Origin of the sequence: Ruegeria sp. HKCCA4812 (assembly GCF_013034245.1) — a bacterium.
Taxonomy (GTDB): Bacteria; Pseudomonadota; Alphaproteobacteria; order Rhodobacterales; family Rhodobacteraceae; genus Ruegeria.
The window spans coordinates 1-3425 of record NZ_WQFQ01000023.1 but is presented as its reverse complement, the minus strand read 5'-3'; the positions used below and the strand labels follow the sequence as shown (position 1 = coordinate 3425).

General features: G+C 53.1%; 4 protein-coding genes. 1 reads left to right on the top strand and 3 read right to left on the bottom strand.

Going from position 1 to position 3425, the window contains the following annotated elements; all coding sequences use genetic code 11:
- Window positions 1-243: 243 nt before the first annotated feature.
- Both GOW04_RS22355 and GOW04_RS22350 read right to left on the bottom strand, forming a co-directional pair.
- A complete protein-coding gene (locus GOW04_RS22355) occupies window positions 244-483 on the bottom strand; it encodes a hypothetical protein (RefSeq protein WP_171233991.1) in 240 nt (79 codons plus the stop codon).
- Window positions 484-614: 131 nt separating this feature from the next.
- On the bottom strand, window positions 615-2135 hold the full coding sequence (locus GOW04_RS22350) for a primase-helicase family protein (RefSeq protein ID WP_171233990.1): 1521 nt from the start codon (window positions 2133-2135) through the stop codon (window positions 615-617).
- 291 nt (window positions 2136-2426) lie between these two features.
- Here GOW04_RS22350 and GOW04_RS22345 point away from each other — a divergent pair, with 291 nt between their 5' ends.
- The gene (locus tag GOW04_RS22345) at window positions 2427-2600 is read left to right on the top strand and encodes an HNH endonuclease (RefSeq protein ID WP_171205325.1); all 174 of its coding nucleotides are present in this window, start codon (window positions 2427-2429) and stop codon (window positions 2598-2600) included.
- A gap of 595 nt (window positions 2601-3195) precedes the next feature.
- On the opposite strand, the gene GOW04_RS21840 is transcribed toward GOW04_RS22345, so the two are convergent.
- The coding region (locus tag GOW04_RS21840) for a hypothetical protein (RefSeq protein WP_217356984.1) at window positions 3196-3425 on the bottom strand (230 nt) is incomplete at its 5' end.

The following is a 3425-nucleotide window of genomic DNA, read 5'->3' as shown; positions in this document are numbered from 1 at the left end:
GTGGGAAAAGTTGATAGGTTTCATCGGTGGGCAAGGTATCCTACCACCCCAGCCAGTTCATCAGAACATCATTACTCCGATACCTGTTGACACCGTTTGCTGCTGAAAATGCCCCCCTTTATGCCCCGGCCACCCGAGCCACCCGCTAACAACCACAGCGGGTTTTGCGGGGGGTACCCCTCCCACTTTACGGGAGGAGCGGGTCAGCGTGTTTTGACCCGAGAGTTTTGCATAGCCACAGGGCTAAAGCAGACCCCAATCGACACCGTTCGCCTGCCGATCACGCTCATCCTGAAGGTTATCTCGGCGGTCACCGATGGTCAGATGGCGGGGATTGATACAGCGACGGTTATGGCAACGGTGGCGGATTACCTGATCGCGGGTGGCGGCAAGCCGGTGGGTTACGCAGTAGACGAACCTATAAGCGCGATCCTGATGCTCACGAAACCGAAGTTTTCTTGGTTGCTCCGTCTCGGTGACCATACATCCGTTTCCATCTACTTCCGTGTTAGCCAGCAAGTCTTCCACGCGCCCTAGCGCCTCGTTATAGTGGTTTGCCAAGACGTCTTCGTACCAAGCCTGTAGGCGGCTCCGCTCTCGAAAAACAGGAGGTCTCATATGATTTCCACATCCTCCTCAATGTGATCAACGGGCTCGTCGTAACCCTCTGGACCGAGAACGCGGCCATTTGAGACACGGTAGTCCGGGTGAACCCAAATCACCCTCGCATAGTCAGTTCCGCCCCACTTAGCTTTCGCGGGAATCCACCCAAGTTCGTTCATCATGTGAGCCAGTCGGTTCGGGTTTACCTTAAGGTTTTCGAAGAATAGCTTTCGGAGACTGGCCTGCGGGATCGCGAACTTTCCCGTTCCAGCGATGAACTCCGCTAACTCCTGTTGCAGGACTTCACCAGAAGCAGCGTGAAGTCGTTGTATAATAGGGGTGTCGACTGCAGCCATATTCAGCGACCGAGGGTTAAACCCATTCGACTGCTGTCTAACCATCAGAGCATTGTAAAGGCGCGCGATATTCTCCGGATTATCCATGTACTTGTAAAAGCTGGACATGAAGGACTGGAAATTCTCATTGTCCGGTCCGGAAGCGTGGCCCGGGTGATTTGCATCAATCACATAGAACCGGCGGTCATCTGGCTCAATCCAATGTGGATAGTGGTTCGTCGTCATCAGGTACACGCTGACGCTGCGAACCTCGGTTACCTCCTTTCCTTTGCCCTCGACGGCGACTCTGGGCTCGGTGATGAAAGATTTTACAGCGTTTCCAGCGTCAGTTCCCGGCTTTAGCTTGACCTCCTCGCAGGTAATGAACTTTTTCGACATCAGTGTCTGATTGAACCGAGATGTGAGCTTGGAGATGCCGTTGATCCCAATCGAGTTACTTGGACCGAACAGAGCATTGAGGACCTGTCCAATGATACTTTTTCCAGTTCCTTTCGTCTGCGAATACAGCAGTATCGAAAAACTTGGCTTGCTGCCCTCGTTCTGAAGACTCCAGGACAACCAGTCCAAGAAGAAGGTTCGATCACAGTCATGACGGAACATGCGCTCCAGCAGTTCCTGAAACATACCGTAATCGGCCTCGGTTAGCCCCAGGTTTCTGTACTCCGGCTTCGTCCACGTGTTTATGCTTGCTGACCCGTCGGACCAGATCAACCCGTCTGAAACCTCAGGGCAGCACTCGGAACGACCATCCCAGACAGGAATGGTCTGAGTTTTGTCAGTGTGAATTTCCTCGACCGAGTACTGGTAGACTTCACGCCAAAGTTCGTCTGTCAGTTCGATTTCGCGGTATTTCTCCGAAAACCGAATTAAGGCAGCGCGCTTAAGATCCGACGCCGAAATGGCCGTGGTCGGATCGTTTCGCCGGAAAAACCTACCTTCCTTGCGGACGTAGTTTCTGGCCAAATCGCGACATAAGATTTCTTTAGGGTTGTCCGAAGTAGGGTTGGTCTGATTGGCGTCTGTGGTCTGAACTTCCGCATTGTCTCCGCCATCTGAAAAGATCTCCAACTGAACGTCATCTAAATTGCTTTGCCCATGTGCTATCGGGCGGCGATTCCTCCATGATTTTTTGCGTTCTCTTGGTTTGAGCTCGTTGCTCGGTAATTGCTTGTTCACTCTGTTTCTCCTGCATCTTGTGCCAATTCGTTGCGTGCAAAACAAACCTGTCCAATACGCTTTTCGGCACGGTGAGACAGGGTCAGGGTAAAAATATGAATCAGGCCATGCGGCTCATCATCAAAATCCGCGCAATGGGACTGAGCCGATTACGGATTTTGCAATCAACGCAGGCTGTGACGTACAAGCCCACTTATTAAGGTCGCCCAACCCAGTGATGTTAGACGACTACCAGTTATGATTTATCAGTGATCTCAATCGAGATTATGAACTTTGACCTGAAGGTATTTAATGAGTTATCGAGTCACTTCAATACCCCCAACCACCCGCGATCAGGTAATCCGCCACCGTTGCCATAACCGTCGCTGTATCAATCCCCGCCATCTGACCATCGGTGACCGCCGAGATAACCTTCAGGATGAGCGTGATCGGCAGGCGAACGGTGTCGATTGGGGTCTGCTTTAGCCCTGTGGCTATGCAAAACTCTCGGGTCAAAACACGCTGACCCGCTCCTCCCGTAAAGTGGGAGGGGTACCCCCGCAAAACCCGCTGTGGTTGTTAGCGGGTGGCTCGGGTGGCCGGGGCATAAAGGGGGGCATTTTCAGCAGCAAACGGTGTCAACAGGTATCGGAGTAACGATGTTCTGATGATCTGGCTGGGGTGGTAGGAAACCTTGCCCACCGATGAAACCTATCAACTTTTCCCACTAGCCTGAGAAACTGGGGCGGTTTCGGGGGCATTCTGCTTAGCGAAGCGACGGGCGGAATGGAGCGTCAGCGGGTCAGCATGTGGCGTTTCTAAAAGTGAGCACTGGGCATTTTGATCGCTAGATCGATCGTTCACTGCCGCTGGCGGGACAGAGCTTACTAGACCGCTAGAGAACCCATAACTGGCGCTGAGACGACCGCTGGCGAGTCGTTCCGGGGGCTGAAGACTAGTTGCTGGTGTTGGCGGGTGGCGGAAACTTGTAATGGCGCTCTGTGTCCCAGTTCACAGGACCTCTCGTTCATCCAGGTTAACGTTACGTCATCAATGGGAGGTCGCAATGCTTCGTAAGGCTTCAAATACCTGGCACACTCGCACCGAACACGCAGTAACCATGATCCACCCAGTTGTGCGTATCTTGCGTCATTGCATCCAGATGCAACGCCAAGTGAACCGCTACCATTGAATTCGAGCGCGGGTAGGCCGACCGGCTGACGACCGTTTGTTGACATTGATGAAGTGGTTGACCAGTGGCGTAGAAGCGGACTTTCGAGCGGACAACGGCGAATGACCGTATCGAGCCCA